This window comes from Alcaligenes sp. (genome assembly GCF_050255915.1).
GTDB lineage: Bacteria > Pseudomonadota > Gammaproteobacteria > Burkholderiales > Burkholderiaceae_B > Alcaligenes > Alcaligenes aquatilis.
Genome location: NZ_JBFWIQ010000002.1, coordinates 240923 through 260165 on the forward strand (window position 1 = coordinate 240923; position 19243 = coordinate 260165).

At 58.3% G+C, this 19243-nt stretch carries 17 protein-coding genes; 10 read left to right on the forward strand and 7 right to left on the reverse strand.

Translation table 11 applies throughout. The annotated features are described in order from the left end of the window. Positions 1-1593 (forward strand): phytoene desaturase family protein, encoded by a 1593-nt coding sequence (locus AB7E06_RS03340; protein WP_125277912.1) that lies wholly within the window; start codon positions 1-3, stop codon positions 1591-1593. 22 nt (positions 1594-1615) lie between these two features. Here the strand turns inward: AB7E06_RS03340 and AB7E06_RS03345 are convergent, their stop codons facing one another. After that, entirely contained in the window at positions 1616-2593 is a 978-nt protein-coding gene (locus AB7E06_RS03345) for an AraC family transcriptional regulator (protein ID WP_094195186.1), read from the reverse strand. Between the two features lie 161 nt (positions 2594-2754). On the opposite strand from AB7E06_RS03345, the gene AB7E06_RS03350 reads away from it, so the two are divergent. After that, the gene (locus AB7E06_RS03350; RefSeq protein ID WP_094195187.1) at positions 2755-3372 is read left to right on the forward strand and encodes a flavin reductase family protein; all 618 of its coding nucleotides are present in this window, start codon (positions 2755-2757) and stop codon (positions 3370-3372) included. A gap of 333 nt (positions 3373-3705) precedes the next feature. On the opposite strand, the gene AB7E06_RS03355 is transcribed toward AB7E06_RS03350, so the two are convergent. Beyond that, positions 3706-4485, reverse strand: coding sequence for an ABC transporter ATP-binding protein (locus tag AB7E06_RS03355; protein WP_094195188.1), 780 nt, complete (start codon positions 4483-4485; stop codon positions 3706-3708). A gap of 262 nt (positions 4486-4747) precedes the next feature. Between AB7E06_RS03355 and panD the strand changes: the two genes are divergently transcribed. Beyond that, the gene (gene panD / locus AB7E06_RS03360) at positions 4748-5308 is read left to right on the forward strand and encodes an aspartate 1-decarboxylase (protein WP_094195190.1); all 561 of its coding nucleotides are present in this window, start codon (positions 4748-4750) and stop codon (positions 5306-5308) included. Positions 5309-5476: 168 nt separating this feature from the next. On the opposite strand, the gene AB7E06_RS03365 is transcribed toward panD, so the two are convergent. The 5 genes from AB7E06_RS03365 to AB7E06_RS03385 form a co-directional block, all read right to left on the reverse strand. Then, positions 5477-6481 (reverse strand): ABC transporter ATP-binding protein, encoded by a 1005-nt coding sequence (locus AB7E06_RS03365; protein ID WP_427955078.1) that lies wholly within the window; start codon positions 6479-6481, stop codon positions 5477-5479. Further along, on the reverse strand, positions 6478-7452 hold the full coding sequence (locus tag AB7E06_RS03370; RefSeq protein WP_026483910.1) for an ABC transporter ATP-binding protein: 975 nt from the start codon (positions 7450-7452) through the stop codon (positions 6478-6480). The genes AB7E06_RS03365 and AB7E06_RS03370 overlap by 4 nt, the downstream gene beginning before the upstream one ends. Positions 7453-7455: 3 nt before the next feature. Continuing rightward, positions 7456-8370 (reverse strand): ABC transporter permease, encoded by a 915-nt coding sequence (locus AB7E06_RS03375; protein ID WP_121737647.1) that lies wholly within the window; start codon positions 8368-8370, stop codon positions 7456-7458. 1 nt (position 8371) lies between these two features. Continuing rightward, a complete protein-coding gene (locus AB7E06_RS03380; RefSeq protein WP_249460728.1) occupies positions 8372-9358 on the reverse strand; it encodes an ABC transporter permease in 987 nt (328 codons plus the stop codon). 155 nt (positions 9359-9513) lie between these two features. Beyond that, a complete protein-coding gene (locus AB7E06_RS03385; protein ID WP_321265558.1) occupies positions 9514-11085 on the reverse strand; it encodes an ABC transporter substrate-binding protein in 1572 nt (523 codons plus the stop codon). Between the two features lie 177 nt (positions 11086-11262). Between AB7E06_RS03385 and dinB the strand changes: the two genes are divergently transcribed. From dinB to AB7E06_RS03420, 7 genes are all read left to right on the forward strand, one after another. Continuing rightward, positions 11263-12468, forward strand: coding sequence for a DNA polymerase IV (gene dinB, locus AB7E06_RS03390; RefSeq protein WP_427955085.1), 1206 nt, complete (start codon positions 11263-11265; stop codon positions 12466-12468). 74 nt (positions 12469-12542) lie between these two features. After that, entirely contained in the window at positions 12543-12773 is a 231-nt protein-coding gene (locus AB7E06_RS03395) for a sigma factor (protein ID WP_427955088.1), read from the forward strand. Next, positions 12745-13083, forward strand: coding sequence for a sigma-70 family RNA polymerase sigma factor (locus tag AB7E06_RS03400; RefSeq protein WP_427955091.1), 339 nt, complete (start codon positions 12745-12747; stop codon positions 13081-13083). Before AB7E06_RS03395 ends, AB7E06_RS03400 begins: the two co-directional genes overlap by 29 nt. Continuing rightward, entirely contained in the window at positions 13080-14060 is a 981-nt protein-coding gene (locus AB7E06_RS03405; RefSeq protein WP_249460734.1) for a FecR domain-containing protein, read from the forward strand. The genes AB7E06_RS03400 and AB7E06_RS03405 overlap by 4 nt, the downstream gene beginning before the upstream one ends. 78 nt (positions 14061-14138) lie before the next feature. Beyond that, positions 14139-16673 (forward strand): TonB-dependent siderophore receptor, encoded by a 2535-nt coding sequence (locus tag AB7E06_RS03410; RefSeq protein ID WP_427955094.1) that lies wholly within the window; start codon positions 14139-14141, stop codon positions 16671-16673. After that, complete coding sequence (locus tag AB7E06_RS03415) at positions 16673-17734, forward strand: serine hydrolase domain-containing protein (protein WP_427955097.1); 1062 nt, start codon at positions 16673-16675, stop codon at positions 17732-17734. The genes AB7E06_RS03410 and AB7E06_RS03415 overlap by 1 nt, the downstream gene beginning before the upstream one ends. Before the next feature lie 272 nt (positions 17735-18006). Then, a complete protein-coding gene (locus AB7E06_RS03420) occupies positions 18007-19197 on the forward strand; it encodes an acetylornithine transaminase (protein ID WP_094195198.1) in 1191 nt (396 codons plus the stop codon). Positions 19198-19243: the final 46 nt, after the last annotated feature.

The window sequence follows — 19243 nt, forward strand, 5'->3', positions numbered from 1 at the left end:
ATGAGTGACGCGCACAGCGCTGATGTTGTCATTGTCGGCAGCGGGATGAACTCCCTGACCTGCGCTGCCTTGTTGGCGCAACGGGGTTTGTCGGTCACGGTGCTGGAGCGCAACGCCGTGGCCGGGGGGTGTATCCGTACGCAGGAGCTGTTCCCCGGTTTCACTCACGATGTGTTGTCCAGTTGGTATCCCCTGTTCATGGGGGGCGCTTCTTATGCCGCCCTGGCCGAACCCTTGGCCAAGGCCGGTTTGGAGTTTGTCAAAGGCCAGTACAGCACGGGTCTGGCAATTCCTGGTGGTCCTAGTCTGGCTTTGCGCCAGGATATGGACGACACGGTGCGTCGTTTCAATGATTTGATGCCCGGTGAAGGCGATGCCTTGGGGGCGATGGCGGCACGTATGTTTGGCCCGGATGCCGGTTTGGTGTTTGGGTTGCTAGGCGGTGAGCCTTACCGCTGGCCCATGGCCAAACTGGCGTTTGGCGCCTGGCGAGAACGGGGTCTGGACGGTTTGATGTCCTTTGGCTCGCAAGCCCTGGAAAGCTTCCGGCGCTGGGCCATGCGTGATCTGCGCAGCGACCTGGCTCGCGCCATGATTGCTCCCTGGGTGTTGCATAGCGGCTTGGGCCCGGATGAGGCCAGCTCGGCCTTGATCGGCAAACTGACTTTCAGCGCCGTGGTCAGCGGTGGTATGCCGGTGGTCAAAGGCGGCAGTTACCAGATTGTGGAAGCCTTTACCCGCATTATTGAAGATGCCGGTGGCGCGGTACTGACTCATTCCCATGTGGATCGCGTGTTGGTGCAAGGCAATAAAGCCATCGGGGTGTGTGTCGGCACGCAGCGCTACCTGGCCCGCCGGGCGGTGGTGTGCAATGTGACGCCCGGTCAGCTTTACGGCGACTTGTTGCCGGAAGTTGAACCCGAGCTGTTGAAGTCCGCCCAGGATTATCACTATGGTCGCGGCGGCATGCAAATTCACTTTGCCTTGAATTCCCCACCCGACTGGGTGGATCCGGAACTGTGCCATGTACCCATGGTTCACGTGACGGAAAGCATGGAGCAGGTGTGCTCCTCCGTGGTGACGGCCAGCAATGGCTACCTGCCTGCCAAACCGACCTTGGCCGTGGGCCAGCCGGTGGCGGTGGATGTAACTCGCGCACCGGAAGGACATTGGATCTTATGGGTGCAAATGCAGGAGCTGCCGCGCCATATCAAAGGTGATGAGGCGGGCGAGATTCCTGTGCCGGCGGATGGTCGCTGGAATGAAGCCGTGCGCGAGGCGATGGCTGACCGTGTACAGGCCCGTCTGGAAACCGTTATGCCCGGTCTGGCTGGCAAGATCATCGGGCGACATAGCGTCAGCCCGGCGGATCTGGAAGCCTTGAATATGAATCTGGTGGGAGGTGACCCGTATAGCGGTGTGTGCTCACCCGATCAGTTCTTTTTCATGCGCCCTTTTGCCGGACACAAGAACGCGCGCAGTGGCACGACGCCCTGGCGCAATCTGCATCAAATTGGTGCAGCGGTGCATCCGGGCCCTGGCCTGGGTGGTCAATCCGGCTATCTGGCCGCCCAGCGTATCTTGAAGGGGTGACAGGATGAATGAGGCGGTCCGCTTAGTGCTGACCGCCGCGCACTCGTTGCAGGGTCTCGCTAGGCGTTTCGCCAAAGCGGCTGCGGTATTCGGCGCTGAAACGGCCTTGGTGTGCAAAGCCCCAGCGCATGGCCAGATCAGCCAGCGTCAGATGAGGCTCGTTGGAGTGGATCAGTTCGTGGCGTAGACGGTCCAGCCGCACTTGGCGCAGATATTGCATGGGGCTGACGCCATAGTGCTCCTTGAAGGCTTGTTGCAAGGTACGCGAGCTGACGCCAGCGATGGTGCTGAGCTCGTCCACCGTGACGGGCAAATGGGCCTGTTCATGCAGATGGCTGGCGACTTTCTTAAGATGGCGCGGCAAGATGCGAGTGGGGTTCAGCGCCTGAATTTGAGCCGGTGGGTGTAGATCCAGCAGGGTCGTCACCGCCAATTGCTCCAGCTGGTTGATTATCAGCGGGGAGCGTCGGATGTACTCGTAGTTGCGGGCACAGTCCAGCACGTAGCGCAGCATGATCTGCCAGGAAGGTTGGGTGTGAGCCTGCAGGCGTACCGGAAACAGCAGGCCTTGCGGGCCGACATCCAGACCCAGACCACGGGCAGCCTGTTCCACCAGATTGCGGTCTATCTTGAGCATTAATTGCTCATTATTGGCGTGCCAGACCATATCCACGTCCTCGTTGGGGTTCAGGATCGTGGCGGCGTAGGGGCTGGAGTCCACGGTTTGGCCACCGCAGCGGATTTTGGCGGTGCCGTATTGGGGCATCTGAACCAGGTAAAACCCGGCCAGGTGATCAGGCTGTATGTGTACGTCGGCGCCATAGCCCAGGCGGCTCAAGGCGACCTGACCAAACTGGGCATGGCGCAGTCGGGTTTGCAGGGTCTGATCGGCACGTAGCTGCTTGAGCTGGTGCGATTTGAACATGTCGCTGACAGATTTGCGCACGTGTTCCAGGTCAGCAGACGCTACACGTGCCCAGTGATCGGGCTTATTTTCCATGTTTCATGTGCCTAGATGGTTCTGAAAGGCAGGAAGGAGACGTAAAACCTTGAGTTTCAACGGTTTGCAGCAGCTTTATTTTAGTTGTAAAGTATATCAGTGGGCCACCGGGATTTCCCGCAGTCCTGTTTAGTTTGTTGTGTTTATTAACAGAGAGAACCGTGCAGAAAGACTTTCACTTTTATGAACCCACTCAAGGCCATGGACTGCGCCACGACCCGATCAGTTCTATTGTGGGTCCCCGTGTTATCGGTTGGATCGGCACCAAAAGCAAGGACGGCGTGCTGAATCTGGCCCCCTACAGTTTCTGCAATGTGTTCAACTACCGCCCGCCTGTCATCGCATTTTCCAGCGTGGGCTACAAAGACAGCGTGCGCAACGCCATTGAAACCGGCGTTTTTACCTGGAACCTGGCGTCGCGTGATCTGGCCGAGCCCATGAACATGACCAGTCTGGAACAGGATGTGCGCGAGTTTGAAGTTGCGGGCCTGACGCCTGCGGACTCTCGACTGATTGATGCCCCCCGCGTGGGCGAGAGCCATGCCTCGCTGGAGTGCAAGGTGACGACGCACTTTCAATTGAAGGATTCGGAAGGCAAGGACCTGAACACTTGGATGGTGCTGGGCGAAGTGGTGGGTGTGCATGTCTCGCCCAACTGTATCGTGGATGGCATTTACCGCACCGCGATCCCACGTCCGATTCTGCGTGGCGGTGGTCCTGGCGATTACTTTGAAATTACCGACCTGACCTTGTTCGATATGCCGCGTCCCAAGTCCTGATAGCAGGGTTGTAGTCAGAAGCTGCTGGTTGGCGGCTTCATTGGAGTGACTGCCAATGCATAACGGCGCCAAAAGGCGCCGTTTGCTTTATGTCTGCTCAGAGTGTGGCCGAAGTCTTTGGGCTGTTTTGCCTGTTGATGTACATTCGGCTGTCTGGCATTCTGGCGGCCCGGCGATCCGGCTTTTCGATGTTTCCGTCGTGTCGCAGTCTGGCAGGCTCAGCGAACCTACTGCTTCGCGATTGCTCGGTGACTGGACGATCCAACCGACCCAAGGGGCAGAATAGCCAGTCACAGCCCCGTCAAACTGCTCTGCGTGCCGTAGGCGGGCATCTTAGCCCTTTGACGAACCACCTGCCGCCAGGAATTGCGCCAAACGAGGGCTGCGTGGCGATACCAGCACTTCTTCCGGTGGGCCTTCTTCTTCGATCTGGCCTTCGTGCAGGTACACCACCTTGCTGGAGACGTTGCGGGCAAAGCTCATTTCGTGGGTAACGACCACCATCGTGCGCCCTTCTTCGGCCAAATTCTGCATAACGCGCAAGACTTCGCCCACCCGTTCCGGGTCCAGTGCCGAGGTCGGCTCGTCAAACAACATGACTTCGGGTTCCAGTGCCAGCGCACGGGCAATGGCCACACGCTGTTGCTGGCCGCCGGACAAGAAGGCGGGGTATTGCTTGGCCAGATCGCGCGACAGGCCTACCTTGTCCAGATACAGTTCGGCTTTGGCAATGGCCTGAGCCTTGTCCATTCCCTGCACATGAATAGGCGTGGCGGTAATGTTCTCCAGCACTGTCATGTGGGACCACAGGTTGAAGTGCTGGAACACCATGGCCAGGCTGGTACGCAGGCGCTTGAGCTGTTGTTTATCGACTGCAACCAGTTCGCCCGTTTTAGGGTCCAGACGGGTTTTCAGCTCCTCGCCCTTGATGACGATACGGCCCGAGTTGGGCGCTTCCAGAAAGTTGATGCAACGCAGGAACGTACTTTTGCCCGAGCCACTGGAACCGATCAGGCTGATGACATCGCCCGGCTCCGCGCTTAGAGAGACTCCCTTGAGGACCTCCAGGGTGCCATAGCGTTTGTGAATATTCTCGATGAGCAGGTTGGGCATGGAAAGCGGTATCGTATTGAAAATAAAAAAGACCGGTGCGACGCGGCAGAGGGGATTACAGCACAGACTGGCCGCCAGGCAAATCATTGGGCTTGTGGTTTTCCCGTACAAATCTGTGGGTCTAAACGGATTTGGGCGCATTTCTGGGTTTATGATGCAGTCTTTCCCGCAGCCCTGATCGGGCTAAGGGCGTAGCGCAAGCCGCGTTTTAGCCAAGTTTAGGTGTCCGTTTTTAGGGGACCTGTTTCTAGAGAGTGTTGTCATGAAAAAAGTGGTTCGTGCCAAGCTGCATGGTATCAAGGTGACCGGTGCCGACTTGAACTATCACGGGTCGATCACCCTGGATCCGGAAATCTGCGAACAAGCGGGCATTTTACCCATGGAGTTTGTGGAAATCTGGAATAAGGACAGCGGTGCCCGTATTTCTACCTACGTGATCTTCGGTGAACCCGGTTCGCGCTGTGTAGTCCTGAATGGCGCGGCGGCTCGTACCTGTCAAAAAGGCGATACCGTCATCATCTGCGCAACCGAATACGTGATGAACTCCGAAGACCTGTATTCCCTGCGCCCTACCGTGCTGACCTTCACGCCAGAAAACGAAGTGGACGAAGTCATGCACTACGAAGTGGCCAAGACCGCCCAGCGCGATTACGACTTTCGCGTGGTGCGCGACGACCGCCCTCGTGGTGCCGAGCGTCCTCTGGCCCGTGTGGATGTGGACGCCCTGTCTGCTGACTTGCGCTCTCGTGGCCTGGATGATCGCGCCATTGCGGACATCCTGTCCTGCCATCTGGCCGATTTCGCGCCTGCGACTCAAAACTGATATTTTTGCGCCGGGCCGCAATGGTCCGGCTGCTCATTAGAACATCATCACCCTGGGTATTTTCCAGCCCTGCTTTCCGACCAGGAAAGGTGTGTTGCTCAAGAATAATCAGCGGTCAAAAAAACGCTGCAGCCACTGCCAAAGGCAGTAGATGCAGCGTTTTTTACATCAGGCCTGATCGCGCCCTTCTTCTACAGCATGGCAAGCCACTTCGTGCTGCCCGGTTTGCAGCAAAGCCGGGGCTTCGCGGCGGCAGCGATCATTGGCCAGCGGGCAGCGTGGATGGAAGGTACAGCCTGATGGCGGGTTCAGCGGGTTGGGCACTTCCCCTGCTACCGGAATGCGACTTTTGCCCGCCCCGCTCATGTCGGGAATGGCTCCCAGCAACATGCGCGTGTAGGGGTGGCGAGGCTGCGCGAACAGGTCATCGCGTGGTGCAATTTCCACAATCCGGCCCAGATACATCACGCCAACCCGGTCGGCGACGTGGTGTACCACGGCCAGGTTGTGCGAGATGAACAGGTAGGTCAGGCCCAACTCGCGCTGCAAATCCTTCATCAGGTTCAGTACCTGTGCCTGCACCGACACGTCCAGCGCCGAGGTCGGCTCGTCACAGACGATAAATTCAGGCTGCAGGGCCAGCGCACGGGCAATGGAAATACGCTGGCGCTGGCCGCCGGAGAACTGGTGCGGGTAACGCTGAGCGTCGCTGGGGTTCAACCCTACTTGCGTCAGCAGCTCGGCCACTTTGGCCTCTTGCTGGGCGCGGCTCATGTCAGTGTGCGTGACCAACGGCTCGGCAATGATGCGGCCCACGCGCCAGCGCGGATTCAGGCTGGCATAGGGATCCTGGAAAATCATCTGACGGCGCTTGCGCATGGCCTTCTGGCTGGCCTTGTCCATGGTTTTCAGGGACTGACCATCAAACAGAATCTCGCCGCGTGTCAGCGAATACAGACCCGTCAGCAAACGGGCCACGGTAGATTTGCCACAGCCGGACTCACCCACCAGTGCCAGGGTTTCACCCTTGTTCAAGGTGAAACTGACGCCATCGACCGCCCGGAGGCTGACTTTGGGTTTGCGGTAAACCAGACGTTCCAGCAAGGGCGGGGACACATCAAACCAGCAGGCAGCGTCCTTGACCTGGACCAGGGCTTGTTTAGGGGCGCTCATGCGGACTCCTGTGCATGCAGCCAACAGGCCGCCTGTGTTTGTGGGGGAACAGGCAACAGCTCGGGGCGTTCGACCAGGCAACGATCAAAACGGCGGTCACAACGCGGATTGAAGGCACAGCCCGGCGGGATGGCGTTTAGGCGCGGCATGCTGCCGGGGATTTGTTCCAGACGTTCCAGTCCGGCGTGCAGATTGGGGATGGAACGCATCAAGCCACGGGTATAGGGGTGGCTGGGTTTCTGGATCACATCCTGAACAGGGCCAATTTCGATAATGCGACCGGCGTACATCACGGCCACGCGGTCGGCAGTCTCGGCAATCACCCCCATATCGTGGGTAATCAACATGACCGAAGTGCCTTGCGAGCGACAGAGTTTTTTTAGCAGGTCGATGATCTGCGCCTGAATGGAGACGTCCAGCGCAGTGGTGGGTTCGTCCGCCACGATCAGCTTGGGCTCGGCCGCCAGTGCCAGCGCAATCACGACCCGTTGACGCATACCGCCAGAGAACTGATGCGGATAGTGGTCAATACGCTCGCGCGCTGCCGGAATGCCGGTGGCTTCCAGCAGTTCGATGGCGCGTTCCCGTGCCTGTTTCCAGGACAGGGGCAGGTGCGTGACGATGGTTTCAGCCAGTTGATGGCCCACGGTGTAGAGCGGGTTCAGCGAGGTCAGCGGGTCCTGGAAGATCGCGCCAATCTTGCGGCCACGAATCTTGCGCATCTGGTCCTGGTTCAGATTGTCGATGCGCTCGCCTTCCAGCAGGATCTGGCCGCCGCTGATGCGACCAGGGGCATCGAGCAAACCAATAATGGAGGAACCCGTCAGGGACTTGCCGGCGCCCGATTCGCCCACCACACCCAGCACTTCACCGGGGGCGATGGAAAAGGACACATGATCCAGGGCTTGGAGCACCCCACGCCGGGTCGGAAATTCGACACACAGGTCTTGGACAGTTAAGAGTGCAGTCATGGCTTAGCTCAATTTGGGGTTCAGGGCGTCACGCAACCAGTCGCCCAGGAGGTTGACCGACAGCACCAGCAGCACCAGCATCAGGCCAGGGAAAATCGTGATCCACCATTCGCCCGAGAACAGGAAGTCGTTACCGACCCGGATCAGGGTGCCCAGGGAGGGCGAGGTGGCCGGTACGCCGACACCCAGAAAGGACAGCGTGGCTTCGGTAATGATGGCAGTGGCCAGATGCACGGTGGCCAGCACCAGCACGGGGCCCATCACATTGGGCAGCACATGGCTGAACATGATGCGTGGCGAGGACACGCCAATAACGCGGGCAGCCTGCACGTATTCACGGTTTTTTTCCACTAGCGTGGAGCCGCGCACGGTACGGGCATATTGCGGCCAACCGGCCAGTGCAATGGCCCCGATCAGTACCGGAAAGGCGACCACATCGTGCATGCTTAAGGGGAACACCGCACGGGCCACACCGTCGATCAGCAAGGCAATCAGAATGGCTGGAAAGGACAACTGCACATCGGCCACCCGCATGATGAAGGCATCCACACGGCCACCGGAGTAACCGGCCAGCAGGCCCAACACAATGCCGACCACCATGGACAGAGCCACCGAGGCCAGGCCGATCAGCAAGGAGGTGCGCGTCCCGTATAACAGGGCTGAATACAGGTCACGACCCTGGCTGTCTGTTCCCAACCAATATTGGGGCGAGCCGTTCTCCGACCAGGCCGGTGCCAGCAAGGCATCCATCAGGTCGATAGAGGTCAGATCGAACGGGTCGTAGGGGGCCACCCAGCGGGCACCCAATGCACCGATAAACAGCAGCAAGGCCATGATGGTGGCCGCGATGGCCACGGGGGAATGACGCCAGGACCAGACCAGATCGCTATCCCAGGCGGTTTTCAATTTAGCGAACATATTAGTGCCCCTTGGCGCCCGACAATTGGGTGCGCAGACGTGGATCGACCAGGAAGTACAGCAGGTCTACCAGCAGGTTGATCACAACAAATACCAGGGCAATCAGACAGAGGTAGGCCGCCATCACAGGGATGTCGGCAAATTGCACGGCCTGGATAAACAGCAGACCCATGCCCGGCCATTGGAAAACGGTTTCCGTCACGATGGCAAAGGCGATGATGCCGCCCAGTTGCAGACCCGTGATGGTGATAACCGGCACCATGGTGTTTTTCAGGGCGTGGCCAAAGTGGATGGCGCGTTGTGACAAGCCACGGGCACGCGCAAATTTGATGTAGTCGGCGCGCAGCACTTCCAGCATCTCGGAGCGCACCAGACGCAGGATCAGCGTGAGCTGGAACAAACAGAGCGTGATGGCGGGCAGGATCAAATGCTTGATGCCGTCCCAGCTAAGCAGGCCGGTGCTCCACCAGCCAAACTTCAGGACTTCCCCCCGGCCATAACTGGGCAGCCAGCCCAGTTGCACGGAAAACACCAGGATCAGCAAGATACCAATCAGGAAGGTGGGCAGGGATATGCCCAGCAGGGAAAAGGCCAGAATGCTTTGCGCCATGAAACCATTGCGCTTCAAGGCGGTGTACACGCCCAGCGGCAGGCCGATCAGCAAGGCCAGTATGGCGGCCACCACGGATAGCTCGACGGTGGCAGGCAGACGTTCTTTGAGTAGTGTGGAGACAGGCTGGGCTTGCCGCAGCGACAAACCAAACTCGCCTTTTACGGCCTGGCCCACGAAGCGTCCGAATTGAACGGGAGCAGGTTGGTCCAGCCCCAGGCTGGCGCGCAGCTCCACGCGATCTTGTTCGGTGGCGTCCTGCCCCAGCATGATGGTGACCGGGTCACCAATGTAGCGGAACAGCACAAAAGCCAGAAGGCTGACCGTCAGCATCACCAAAACAGCCTGGATCAGACGGCGAATAATAAATACCAGCATAGGCGGTCTCCTGGTAGAGCGCGAGGATCACTCGCGACCAGTGTCGTCCTTAATGTGTAGAAAGGGCCCGTCAAGGGGGCGTGTGCAGAAATGAAGACTATGGACTACATAAGACCTGCCCCGCATGGCAGCGGGGCAGGATAGGCAAGAAAGGCTTATTGCACGGTGACCCATTGAGCCGCCATGCGGTTATCCGCACGGTGAATGACGTCGACTTTTTTAGCCATTGCCCAAGGAATGATCTGGTCATGCAGTGGGATGTGGCCCACTTCTTTAGCATGAATTTCCAGAACCTTATGAATGGCCGCATCCCGTTTGGCGGTGTCGGTCTCGGTCTTGATCTGGTCGATCAGGGTGTCAACTTCAGCGTTGTTGTAGTTGCCAAAGTTAAAGGAGCCGTCAGCGCCCTCGCCCTTGCTGTGCATCAGACTTTGCAGGGTGTAGAGTGCGTCAAAGGTTGGCACGCCCCAGCCAAACATATAGGCGCTGCTGTCGTAGTTTTGCACCTTGGGGAAGTAGGTGGCGCGAGGCATGGCGTTCAGGTTGGCCTTGACGCCGACCTTGGCCCACATACCCACAATGGCCTGGCAGATGGCTTCATCGTTGATGTAGCGATCGTTCGGGCAGTCCAGCGTGAAGGTCAGGGAGTTGTCGTAACCGGCTTCTTTCAGCAATTCTTTGGCCCGGTCCGGGTTGTAAGGCAGGCGCTGCGCCAATTCCTTGGTGTAGCCGTGAACCTGTGGAGCGATCATTGTGCCAGTGGGGGCGGAGGAACCGCGCATCACTGCTTTTTTGATGGCCTCAATGTCGATGGCCACGTACAGAGCTTCACGCACGCGCTGGTCAGCAAAGGGGTTCTTGCCCTTGATGCTGCTGTACTTCAGTTCGGGGCTCTTTTGGTCCAGGCCTAGGTAGATAGTGCGGTATTCATTCCCTTCCACCACCTTGGCTTGCTGGCGCAGACGCTGCAAATCCTGTGCTGGTGGGTCCAACACCAGGTCCACTTCGCCCGACAGCAAGGCGGCGGTACGGGTGGCGTTTTGCTTGATGGGCACGTAGATCACTTCGGTGACGTTGCCCACTTTATTGCCTTTGTTCCACCACTCTTCGTTTTCCACAAAGACGGTACGCACATCCACTTCACGGGACTTCACTTTGTAGGGGCCAGTGCCGTTCGTGTTGCGCGAGGAATAGGTTTCTTCGTTCTTGTTGAAATCCTGCGGCTGTTGGGCCTTGTTTTTTTCGGACCAGTCTTTGTTCATGATAAAGACGTTGGTCAACTGTCGCAGCAGTACAGGGTTGGGTGCGGTGGTAATGATATCCACCGTTTTATCGTCCACTTTGACCGCTTTATCAATGCCGTTGACGTAGGCTTTGAAATTGGACGTGGGAGCCATGGCACGGTGGATGGAGAACACGACGTCGTCAGCGGTAAAGGGCGCGCCGTCATGAAACTTCACGCCTTCGCGCAGAGTAAATCGCCAGACCGTGGGCTCCAACTGCTCCCAGGAGGTCGCCAGTGCAGGTGTTAACTGGAAGTCTTTGTTGTAGTCCACCAGGGGCTCATACACATACGAGCTGGCAGTAATGATGAGGTTTTCGTTCTGGGCGTGGGGGTCCAGGGTCATGAAGTCGCCCTGGCTGGACCAAGTAAGCGTCTTGCTGTGGCCCGCTAAGGGCAGGGCGACCAGAGCTGCCAGCGCAGCAGCCAATACTGTTTTTTTCATGAAAACCTCCTGATGGGATGGTTGGTGTCGCTGATAGAGAGGCTGAATAGTACCCGAGCGTCAGATACCTACTCAATACGTAATTTCAGCTAAAAGTCAGCTTAATGAGTATTAGTGATTTATATCATCTCTACGCTTATTCAGGCCGGATCAGCGCGGGGCAGACTTGTCGCTATAATGGTGTACATATATACAGTTAACGGGCTGATCAAGGTGGCGGCACAAGAAGAAAAACCCCTGGAGCGGCGTATCGCTCATGTGGATATGGATGCGTTTTATGCCTCGGTAGAGCTGCTGCGCTACCCGCATTTGCGTGGCAGCCCCGTGGTGATTGGCGGGCGCAGTGCGGATACGCCGCGTCAATTGCCCGATGGCAGTTGGCAACATGCCCGTCTGGCGGATTATGTTGGGCGCGGGGTCGCTACGACGTCGACTTATGAAGCCCGCCAGTTGGGTGTGTTCTCGGCCATGGGTTTAATGAAGGCGGCCCAACTAGCCCCTGATGCCATCTTGCTACCTGCCGATTTCCAAGCCTACCGTCATTATTCGCGCTTGTTTAAACAGGCTGTGGCGACGGTTTCGGAGCATATCGAGGATCGGGGTATCGACGAGATCTATGTAGACCTGAGTCATAAAACCGAAGACAGCCACGAATTGGCCGAGCAGATCCGCCAGGCGGTGAACCAGGCCACGGGCCTGACCTGTTCGGTAGGCATCACGCCCAATAAGCTGCTCTCCAAGATTGCTTCGGAATTGAACAAGCCCAATGGGGCCTGTGTGCTGACCATGGACGATGTCCCCACCCGCATCTGGCCGCTGGCCGTGGGCAAGATCAATGGTATTGGTCCCAAGTCGGTCGTGAAACTGACGGAAATGGGCATACGGCAGATTGGTGAACTGGCCGCCACGCCGGCAGAAAAATTGCAGGAACAGTTTGGCTTGCGTTACGCGCAATGGCTGATGGCCGTGGCACAAGGCCAGGACGAGCGCCCCTTGTCCACCGATCGCACGCCCAAGTCGATCAGTCGTGAAACCACCTTCGAGCGTGATCTGCACGTGCGCATGGATCGGTCCCGTCTGTCTGCCGTACTGGAGTCCCTGTGTGAAAAGCTGGAGCAGGATTTACGCAAATCCGCCATGTGTGCCCAAACCATAGGGATCAAGCTGAAGTTCGAGGACTTCAAAACCGTGACGCGCGACCTGTCTCTGCCCGCGCCGGTGCTGTCGGCGGATGCCATTCTGGCTGCTGCCCGCCAGAATCTGAAACGCGCCGTACTGGACAGGCGCTTGCGCTTGCTGGGCGTGAAAGCCAGTGCCCTGCTGCCTATCAGTGAAATGCCGCAGGAGCAGCCCCGGCAACTGGATCTGGACGGTTTGTTCTGATTCAAAACTAGGCAGACTAGCAGCATATCCATATAATGAGACTCATTCTTATTTGAATCTCAGGATAGTCGCCCGTGAACGAGCGCTCCACCACCGAAGTGATGACCGTCGCTCAGATGCAGCAACACATGCACGTGTTGTATTGCCAGCACCGTGGCTGGCTGCATGATTGGTTACGGCGACGTTTGGGCTGTTCTCACCATGCGGCCGATCTGGTGCATGACGCTTATGTGCGTGTCATGAGCTCGGGCCGCATCCCCGGCCCGCCCTCACCTGATGCAGATCGCCAAGGGGCTGGTTATTGATCGCTACCGCCGGCAGCAAGTTGAGCAGGCGTATCTGGATGCCTTGGCGCATATGCCGGAACCGACGGCGATCTCTCCTGAAGAACGTGCCCTGACCCTGGAAGTGCTGCTGCGTATTTGCGCTGCTTTGGACGGGCTGCCCGGTCGCGTCCAGCAAGTATTTTTATTGTCGCGCTACGAGGGCCTGACTTACTCGGCCATTGCTCAGCGTCAGGGCATTGCTGTGGCGACAGTACGCAAATACATGCTGCAGGCCACTCAAGCCTGTTTTGCTGTGATGGCTGATCTGGACGCGAGCGCCCTGCCGTGAGCACACCCCGTCCCGCCATGAGTCCTGTTGATGCCCAGGCCCTGGAATGGCAAGTCGTCTTTTGGTCTGGTGAAGTGCAAGAGCACGAGCAGCAGGACTTTCAGATCTGGCTGGCGGCCGACCCCTTGCATGAGCAGGCCTGGGCCCGTATCCAGCAGTTTGGTCAGCAAATGCAGCTTGCGCCGCAGGAGGTGGCGTCGCAGGTCTTGCAGGCTGGTTTGTCCGCCCAGGCTGTACAGCGTCGTCGTGCCATTTTGCGTAGCTTCCTGTTGTTGGTGTGTGGCGGGCTGGGCAGTTATGGCGTGAGTCGCACACCCCAATGGGCGGCCTGGAATGCAGACTACCGCACTGCATCAGGCCAGCGTAAAGAGCTGACTTTGCCCGATGGCACCGCGCTGGCCCTGAATACGGCCAGTTCCTTGAACGTGCAATACAGCGAAACGCAACGCAGTGTCGTCTTGCTGGGTGGCGAGGTTTTGATCAGTACGGCATCCGACCCGCAAATCCGGCATCGGCCTTTTGTGGTGCAGACCCCCGAAGGGGAAGTTCAGGCGCTGGGTACCCGTTTCCTGGTGCGACATTGGCCTTCTAAGGCGCGTGTCTCGGTCCAGGTTTATGAGGGGGCGGTAGAACTGCGCCCCCGCCATGCCGGTCAGCGCACACGCTTGCAGGCCGGACAGCAGGTCCTGTTCAGCAAGCAGCAAAGCTATACCCCAGAACCAGCCAATGAGCAGGCCAGCGCCTGGCAGCGTGGTTTGCTGGTTGCAGAGCGCTGGCGCTTGGGTGATTTTCTGGCAGAAGTCGCCCGCTATCGGGCTGGAGTCTTGCGCTGTGATCCGGCGGTGGCTGGGCTGATGATTTCGGGCGTCTACCCCTTGCAGGATACGGACGCGATTTTGCAATCGGTGTCGCAGGCTCTGCCCGTGCAGGTACGGATGATGACGCCGTATTGGGTCACGGTATCGGCGTCGGCGTAGCACTTTTTGATTCTCGTTCGGGATATATGCAAAGGCCCGGTTTTTGTTCTGGGCTGCTTATTCCTGAAGAGAGAAGCCATGTTGATTAAATCCATGCGTTCTGCGGTCCGGCCCAGACGTTTCACTATTGCCCGTTCGGCCCTGGGGCCGTGCTTGCTGGCGGCAAGCCTGGCGGGAGCCTTGTCGTTGTCCAGCGTTCAGGCTCAAAGCATGAGTAGTCAGCAAATAAGCTATGACATTGCCGCAGGCACTCTGGATCAGGTCTTGAATCAGTTTGCGGCGCGTGGCGGATTTTTACTGGCTATTGATGCGTCTTTGACTGCCGGCAAGACCAGCATGGGCTTGAGGGGCGCTTACACACCGGAACAAGGTTTACGGCAGATTTTGCAAGGTAGCGGTCTGGAGGCCGTGGCGGATGGTCGCGGTTATCGTTTGCGCGCTGCGCCTGGCTTGAGCACACGCAGTCACCAGGAGCTGGAAGCGGTACGTGTGCAGGCTCAACGCGAAAGCGCAACCGGGCCCGCGAATGGCCTGCTGGCAAGGCGCAGCGCAACGGCGACCAAGAGCGATGCGGACATCATGGACACGCCGGCCTCGATCGCCGTCGTGACGCAGCAACAGATCGAGTCTCTGGCCACTCGCACGGTGGGCGAAGCCTTGCGTTACGTGCCGGGCGTGGCGGTGGAATTTGATGGGGTGGATTCACGTTTTGACACTATGTCCTTGCGTGGCTTCAATGCAGATTCCGTGGCGTGGCTGGACGGCGTGAAGCTGGCCGGCGGCAGCGGTGCGGGCAATAACTGGACCTTGCCGCAGGTTGATCCTTTCATGCTGGAGCGCATTGAAGTCCTGAAGGGGCCGGCCTCGGTGGTGTATGGTCAGGTGGTGCCGGGCGGTATGGTCAATATGGTCAGCAAGCGCCCTACTCAAGTGGACCAACGCAATATTGAACTGACCTTGGGGGCGCCGCGTCAGCTACGGGGCAGCGTGGATCTGGGCGGCGCATTGGGTCAGGATGGCGTCAGTGCCTGGCGCGTGCTGGCACTAAGTTCCGATACCGAAAGCCGTACTGATCACGTCAAGCGTAAACGCCTGTTGTTGGCCCCTTCCGTCACCTTGCCGCTGGGCGAGAACGGTGAAATCGTCCTGATGGGTTCGGTGCAACGCGACCGTGGCGGCAGTGACTATATGTGGTTGCCCGCCTACGGCACCTTGTTTGATAACCCCAACGGCAAAATCCCTCTGTCACGCTTTATCGGCGAGCCACATTTTGATCGCTATGACCGCGATCAGGATATGGTCGGCTGGGCGGCGGTCTATGACATCAACGACAACTGGACACTGCGCCAGAACTTGCGCGTGCAACGCATCAAGTCGGTGATGGAATCGGTGACCAGCGATATGTATTCCTTCGACGATCCCAGTCTAGGCGGTTGGGATTGGCGCACGCTGGAACGCTACGCCAACCGGGGGACAGGAACATCCCGCTCCTTGGGTGTGGATACGCAGTCCGAATGGCGTTGGAACCTGGGGGAGGCCGAGCATACGGTGTTGCTGGGTCTGGACTATTACCGGGGCACTTTTGATGCCCGTCGTCAGACCGCCTCGGTAGGCCCGGAAGGCAGCGGCGGTGTGCTGGATTTGTATGACCCGCAGTACGGCGCAATGATCGGGCCTTTTACCACCTTGAGTGAAGTCAGTAACCGGCGTCATCAGACCGGCGTGTATCTGCAAGACCAGGTTTCATGGGGGAATTGGCGTCTGGTGGCTGGCTTGCGTCATGATCGGTCCTCCGTCAGTGGCACCAGCCGCCGCCGGTCCGGAGAGGATGATTTGGGCCAGAGCGACAAGGCCACCACGGGTCGCCTGGGTGCCTTGTATCGTTTCGATTCGGGTTGGGCACCGTATATCAGCTATGCCACCTCGTTTGAGCCTGTTGCCGGTGTGACGGCAGACGGTGTGGCCTTCCGGCCCATGAAAGGCAAGCAGACCGAAGTCGGCGTCAAGTATCAGCCCGATGGCGCGAACTGGATGGCCAGTGCCGCCGTGTTTGATTTGCGCCAGACCAACAGGCTGACGGACGACCCGATTCACGGCTTCCCGGATCAGGTGCAAACCGGAGAACTGCGTTCGCGCGGTCTGGAGTTAGCGCTCACGGGCCGCTTGTCGCCTAACTGGTCTGTGATAGGCAGTTATTCCTACCTGAATACCAAAGTGCTTAGCAGTGAGATCCCTGAAGAACAGGGCAAACCGGCCTTGTATACACCGCGCCATCAAGCCGCCTTGTGGGTGGATTACACCTTTACCGGGCGCACAGCGCTGGCTGGCACGGTTATGGGGCTGGGGATCCGTCATGTGGGCTCGTCCCACGGCGGGGACATTGATGTGGCCGGTGGTGGCTACGCCAGCCTGCGCATCCCGGCCCATACCGTGGCGGATTTCCGGATGGCGACGCAGTTGGGCTGGATCTCGCCTGAGCTGAAAAACAGCGAACTTTCTTTGAATGTGACCAATATTGCCGACAAACAGTACGTCAATGGCTGCGGTTCCTTGTGGACTTGCGGTTGGGGGCTGGGTCGACAGGTGTCTTTAACTTTTTCAGGACGATTCTGATGAGACGACTGATAGGGCTAGCCCTGCTGGGCCTGGGTTTGAGTGTCAACGCACAAGCCAGTCCCCTGCTGAAACCGGGTTGCGCCTGGACCTTGCTGCATCCGGAGCAAGGGGAACGCACAGGAAGCTGGGGGTGGGCGGATCTGGAAAAACGTCAGTACATCGACGAGCACACGCGCTTTAATCTGGCCTCCCTGTCCAAGCAGTTCACTGCCTTGGCTGTCCTGATGCTGGTTCGGGATGGAAAATTGGCTTTGGATGAACCCGTGGCCCGGTATTGGCCGGACCTGCCCGGTGAACTGGGCAAACCCACTGTTCGACAAGTTTTGCGTCATACCGGTGGTTTGCCGGATTACATCGAGCCCTTGTACCAGGCAGGCCGAGAGCATGAGACGGTCACCGTGTCTGAGACGCTGGAGGTTTTGGCTGCCCATCCCGCTTTGCGCTTTACGCCGGGTGAGCGGTTTGAATACAGCAATACCGGGTATTTTCTGCTGGCCCAACTGGTGGAACGGGCCAGCGGCCAGCCACTGCCCCGGTTTTCCCAGCGCTATATTTTTGAGCCATTAGGCATGGACGAAACTGCGATTGTGGATCGCTACCCGTCTGCGTTGCCACAATTGGCTCGTGGCTATCGGGTCAAGGATGGGCAAGTACAAAACAGTGAATCCAGTTGGGAGCAGACGGGCGATGGTCAGGTGCATAGCAGCGCAGCAGATATGTGGCGTTGGTTGCAGCATCTGGAGCAAGACACGGTCTTGCAGAGCCCGGAGGGGCAGCCGCTGATGGGGGTGCGTAGTCTGCTGACGCAATCGGCCCCTACCGAACCCAAAAATAATTACCAGTTCGGGCTGGAAACGGTGCAACTGGGTGAGGACTATGCTGCCTGGGGACATGGTGGAGGCTGGGCGGGCTATCACAGCTTCATGGCCTACTCACCGGAGCGGCGTCAGGGGGCGGCGGTGATGTGTAACGCGATTCATTGGGATGTGCGTGCCATGGCCGAGCGGCTGCTGCAGACCGGTATCGGGCAACTGGAGCCCATTGTGTATCAACCTTGATGGTACGACTTGACCGGAGCCCTGTTTGATATGGCAGCGTAGCACCTGAAAACAAGCCTTCAGGCTTCAAGCAAAACAGCGCGGCTCCTGTTGATAAGTCAGGAACCGCGCTGTTTTCGCATCAAGCTGTACCAGAAAAGGGACAATCGCTGTCCAGATGGACATTGTCCCAGGCATAAGCGTCCTGCCGGGGGTGGGCTGCGTTAGAATTAATTGTCCAGCCGCCGGGCTGGCTTATTTTTTTTCTTTCATTTTCATCAAGGTTTGCCGTTATGGAATTCGATCGGGCCGGTGTACGTGCATTAATGGAAATTACCCAGCGTCCGGAGTTGGTCTTTGTGCGAGGAGAAGGTTCCTGGCTGCAAGACCACAACGGCAAGCGATACCTGGACACCGTCCAGGGCTGGGCCGTGAACGCGCTGGGCCACAGCCCTGCCAACGTGATCAAGGCGATCACCGAACAAGCGTCCAAATTGATCAACCCCTCGCCGGCGTTCTACAACGAGCCCTCTATCGCGTTGGCCAAACGCATCGTGGAACACTCCTGCTTTGATCGTGTGTTCTTTGCCAACAGCGGTGGTGAAGCCAACGAAGGCGCCATCAAGCTGGCGCGCAAATGGGGTCAGATCAACAAGAACAACGCTTACAAGATCATTTCTTTTGAGCACTCTTTCCATGGCCGTACCCTGGCCACCATGTCCCTGTCCGGCAAACCCGGCTGGGATCGCATGTTTGCGCCTCAGGTTGAAGGTTTCCCCAAAGCCAAGTTGAATGATCTGGAATCCGTGCGCGCACTGATTGACGATCAAACCGTGGGCATCATGCTTGAACCCGTACAGGGCGAGGCCGGTGTTATTCCCGCGACCGTGGAGTTCATGAAGGGCCTGCGCGCTCTGGCCGACGAGCACAAGCTGCTGCTGATCGTGGATGAAGTGCAAACCGGCATGGGCCGTACCGGCACTATGTTTGCTTACGAACACTCGGGCATCCGTCCTGACATCATGACCTTGGGTAAAGGTATTGGTGGTGGCGTGCCTTTGTCGGCACTGTGCGCACGCGAGGAAATCTCCTGCTTTCAACCTGGTGATCAGGGCGGTACCTACAACGGTAATCCCTTGATGACCGCCGCTGGCGTGGCGGTGTTTGATGAACTGACCGCTCCTGGCTTCCTGGATTCGGTCAACGCCCGCGCCAAGCAACTGTCCGAAGGCTTGCTGGCCATCAGCGCCAAGTGGGGCATGGATGGTGAACGTGGTGAAGGCCTGCTGCGTGCCCTGATTCTGGATCAGGATGACGGCCCGGAAATTGTGGCTGCGGCCCGCGACCGTGCTCCGGAAGGCATGTTGCTGAATTCACCTCGCCCTAACCTGCTGCGTTTCATGCCAGCCTTGAACATCACGGCTGATGAAATCGACCTGATGCTAGCCTGGCTGGACGAAATTCTGGTCAAGGTTCGCGGCTAAGTCGTGTTGCTGCCATAAAGAAATCCGCCTTCGGGCGGATTTTTTT

Coding starts and splice junctions, on each gene's coding strand:
- AB7E06_RS03340 (WP_125277912.1), top strand. CDS start 1: ATGAGTGACGCGCACAGCGCTGATGTTGTCATTGTCGGCAGCGGGATG.
- AB7E06_RS03345 (WP_094195186.1), bottom strand. CDS start 2,593: ATGGAAAATAAGCCCGATCACTGGGCACGTGTAGCGTCTGCTGACCTG.
- AB7E06_RS03355 (WP_094195188.1), bottom strand. CDS start 4,485: ATGCCCAACCTGCTCATCGAGAATATTCACAAACGCTATGGCACCCTG.
- panD (WP_094195190.1), top strand. CDS start 4,748: ATGAAAAAAGTGGTTCGTGCCAAGCTGCATGGTATCAAGGTGACCGGT.
- AB7E06_RS03365 (WP_427955078.1), bottom strand. CDS start 6,481: ATGAGCGCCCCTAAACAAGCCCTGGTCCAGGTCAAGGACGCTGCCTGC.
- AB7E06_RS03370 (WP_026483910.1), bottom strand. CDS start 7,452: ATGACTGCACTCTTAACTGTCCAAGACCTGTGTGTCGAATTTCCGACC.
- AB7E06_RS03375 (WP_121737647.1), bottom strand. CDS start 8,370: ATGTTCGCTAAATTGAAAACCGCCTGGGATAGCGATCTGGTCTGGTCC.
- AB7E06_RS03380 (WP_249460728.1), bottom strand. CDS start 9,358: ATGCTGGTATTTATTATTCGCCGTCTGATCCAGGCTGTTTTGGTGATG.
- AB7E06_RS03385 (WP_321265558.1), bottom strand. CDS start 11,085: ATGAAAAAAACAGTATTGGCTGCTGCGCTGGCAGCTCTGGTCGCCCTG.
- dinB (WP_427955085.1), top strand. CDS start 11,263: ATGGTGTACATATATACAGTTAACGGGCTGATCAAGGTGGCGGCACAA.
- AB7E06_RS03400 (WP_427955091.1), top strand. CDS start 12,745: ATGCAGATCGCCAAGGGGCTGGTTATTGATCGCTACCGCCGGCAGCAA.
- AB7E06_RS03410 (WP_427955094.1), top strand. CDS start 14,139: ATGTTGATTAAATCCATGCGTTCTGCGGTCCGGCCCAGACGTTTCACT.
- AB7E06_RS03415 (WP_427955097.1), top strand. CDS start 16,673: ATGAGACGACTGATAGGGCTAGCCCTGCTGGGCCTGGGTTTGAGTGTC.
- AB7E06_RS03420 (WP_094195198.1), top strand. CDS start 18,007: ATGGAATTCGATCGGGCCGGTGTACGTGCATTAATGGAAATTACCCAG.